This window comes from Bradyrhizobium altum (assembly GCF_020889705.1).
In the GTDB taxonomy this organism is placed as follows: domain Bacteria; phylum Pseudomonadota; class Alphaproteobacteria; order Rhizobiales; family Xanthobacteraceae; genus Bradyrhizobium; species Bradyrhizobium altum.
This window is the reverse complement of record NZ_JACMYP010000479.1, coordinates 1-3046: the sequence shown is the minus strand read 5'-3', so window position 1 is coordinate 3046 and position 3046 is coordinate 1. Positions and strand designations below refer to the sequence as shown.

The 3046-nt window shown below is 65.9% G+C and carries 3 protein-coding genes; all 3 read left to right on the top strand.

Annotated elements, in window-relative coordinates; translation table 11 throughout:
- The coding region (locus tag H8B02_RS46510; protein ID WP_229172408.1) for an 8-amino-7-oxononanoate synthase at window positions 1-949 on the top strand (949 nt) is incomplete at its 5' end.
- Complete coding sequence (gene bioD / locus H8B02_RS46505) at window positions 946-1578, top strand: dethiobiotin synthase (protein ID WP_229172407.1); 633 nt, start codon at window positions 946-948, stop codon at window positions 1576-1578. The genes H8B02_RS46510 and bioD, both read left to right, overlap by 4 nt.
- Entirely contained in the window at window positions 1575-2837 is a 1263-nt protein-coding gene (locus H8B02_RS46500; protein ID WP_229172406.1) for an adenosylmethionine--8-amino-7-oxononanoate transaminase, read from the top strand. The genes bioD and H8B02_RS46500 overlap by 4 nt, the downstream gene beginning before the upstream one ends.
- Window positions 2838-3046 lie beyond the last annotated feature (209 nt).

Sequence of the window (3046 nt, the reverse complement as noted above, 5' to 3'; positions counted from 1 at the left end):
GCGGCTGTTGCGCGGCAATTGCGAGGAGCACGAAAGGCTGGAGGCCGAGGCCGCCGCGTTCTTCCGCGCCGAGACCGCGCTGTTCTTCGGCGGCGGCTATGTCGCCAACTTTGCCGTGCTGACGACGCTGCCGCAGCGCGGCGATCTGCTCGTGCTCGATTCGCTGGTGCACGCCAGCATCCACGAAGGCGCGCGGGCCGGCCGGGCCACGTTCCGGTTCAGCGCGCACAACGATCCCGGGTCGGTCGAGGACACCATTCGCGGCTGGCGTGCCGAGGGCGGAACGGGCCGGGTCTGGATCGTGGTCGAAAGCGTCTACAGCATGGACGGCGATGTCGCGCCGCTCGACGACCTCGTCGCCATCGCCGAACGACACGACGCGTTCCTGATGGTGGACGAGGCGCACGGCACCGGCGTCTACGGCGAACAGGGGCGGGGGCTGACGGCGCCCTATGAAGGGCGCGAGAATCTTGTGATCGTGCATACCTGCGGCAAGGCGCTCGGCGGCGCCGGCGCATTGGTCACGGCCTCGACCGTGCTGCGCGACTTCATGGTCAATCGCTGCCGCCCGTTCATCTTCGCCACCGCGCCGTCACCGCTTGTGGCCGTCGCCGTGCGTGAAGCGCTGCTGATCCTGCGAGAGGAGCCTGAGCGCCAGCAGCGCCTCGCAAAGCTGGTTGCGTTCACGCATCGCGAGCTCGATCTGCGCGGCCGGCACAGTCCGTCGAGCTCCCAGATCGTGCCCTATATCGTCGGCGACAATGCACGTGCGATGCAGCTTGCCTCAGTGCTGCAGGCGCGCGGCTTCGACGTCAGAGGCATCCGCCCGCCGACCGTGCCGACAGGCACCGCGCGGTTGCGCATCGCGCTGACGCTTAATGTCGACGAGGGCGATGTGCGCGCGCTGCTCGATGCGCTCGTCGAGGAGACGAAAGGCTGGTCGCGATGATCAGCCGGATCGTGGTGACCGGCACCGATACCGGGATCGGAAAGACGATCTTCTCCGCGGGCCTCACTGGCTTCCTCGGCGCGAGCTACTGGAAGCCGGTTCAGTCCGGCCTTGAGGAAGAGACCGATGCACAACTGGTGGCGCGGCTTGCAGGTCTTGCGGCCGATCGCATCGTGCCGGAGCGTTACCGGCTTCGAACGCCGGCTTCGCCGCATCAGTCCGCCGCGATCGACGGCGTGTGTATCGATCCTGCTGCGCTCGACGTGCCCGATGCCTTCGACCGGCCGCTGGTGATCGAGGGCGCCGGCGGGCTGATGGTGCCGCTGAATGACGACACGCTCTTTATCGACATGTTCGAGCGATGGCGGCTTCCTGTCGTGCTCTGCGCCCGCACCGCGCTCGGCACCATCAATCACTCGTTGTTGTCGGTCGAGGCGCTGCGCAAGCGCCGGATCGATATTCTCGGGATCGCCTTCATCGGCGAGAGCAATCCCGAGAGTGAGCGCGCCATCTGCGAGATCGGGCAAGTGCGTCGGCTGGGTCGGTTGCCCTGGCTGTCTCCGCTCGCGGCAGCCACGTTGCAAGCGGCTTTCAACGCCTCGTTCCGCCGCGACCATTTCAACCCATGATATCAGCTCGGAAATCGCCGATCTGGCACCCCTTCACCCAGCACGCGCTGCACGATCAGATGACAAGGATCGTGCGCGGGGAGGGTGCCTATCTCTACACCGCGGATGACCGCCGCATCATCGATGCGATCGCATCCTGGTGGGTCGTGACCCATGGCCATTGCCATCCGCATATCGTGCGCGCGATCCAGAACCAGGCGGAACAGCTCAACCAGATCATCTTCGCCGGCCATACCCACGATCCGGCGGAGGAGGTTGCCGCGCAGCTCCTGAAGCTGGCGCCGCGTGGCCTGGAGTATGTGTTCTTCTCCGACTCTGGATCGACCAGCGTTGAAGTGGCGCTGAAGATGGCGCTCGGCTACTGGCACAATATCGGCGTGCCGCGCACGCGGATCATCGTGATGCAGCATTCCTACCACGGCGACACCGTGGGGACGATGTCGGTCGGCGCGCGCGGCGTCTTCAACAAGGCCTACGAGCCGCTGCTGTTCGATGTCGAATCGATCCCGTTTCCGGCCGCCGGCCACGAGCAGGCGACGCTCGATGCGCTCGAAGCCGCGTGCACGACGGAAACCGCGGCCGCGTTCATCGTCGAGCCACTGATCCTGGGCGCCGGCGGGATGCTGATGTATTCGCCCTGGGTGCTGAAGGAAATGAAGCGGATCTGCGAGGCCTCCGATGTGCTGTTCATTGCCGATGAGGTGATGACCGGTTGGGGTCGCACCGGCACATTGTTCGCGTGCGAGCAGGCCGACGTCACGCCGGACATCGCCTGCTATTCGAAGGGCCTTACCGGGGGATCGCTGCCGCTCGCAGTGACGCTCTGCCGCGCCGACATCTACGACGCGCATTATTCCAGCGATCGTTCGCGAACCTTCTTCCATTCCAGTTCCTATACGGCGAACCCGGTCGCTTGCGCCGCCGCAAGGGCAAACCTCGAACTCTGGCAACGCGGCGCGGGCGAGCGCACAGCCTCGCTCGCCGCGATGCAGGAGCGCCTGATCGCACGATTTCGCGCCGACGCACGTTTCGAGAACGTCCGCCGCACCGGCACCATCACCGCGCTTGACCTGAAGGCAAGCGATGCCGGCTATCTCGCAGGCATCGGCCCAAAGCTTCAGGCCTTCTTCGCGCGTCGAAACCTGCTGCTGCGCCCGCTCGGCAACACGATCTACGTGATGCCGCCCTACTGCGTGACGGAGGCCGATCTCGTTGAGATTTATGCCGCGATCGCGGACGCAGCCGACGAGCTGGCCTGACGGTACGCCTTGCGCGCCTGAAATCCCGTGACTGACGATTTGCATCGCGTGCGGTTCTGCACGCGATGGGTTCTCATACGAAATCGGCGTGCCGTTGCGGGCACGCCGATAGGCTGGATCACGCGTGCCTGTGTGGCGCTGGCCTCGCAGCGGGATGCTGCGGCCGTGGCGCAGGATGGGGCCGCGGAGCCGGCCGTGACACATGCGGT

Bases quoted from the DNA above. Each gene is read 5' to 3' on its own strand.
- H8B02_RS46500 (WP_229172406.1), top strand. From the start codon at position 1,575: ATGATATCAGCTCGGAAATCGCCGATCTGGCACCCCTTCACCCAGCAC.
- bioD (WP_229172407.1), top strand. From the start codon at position 946: ATGATCAGCCGGATCGTGGTGACCGGCACCGATACCGGGATCGGAAAG.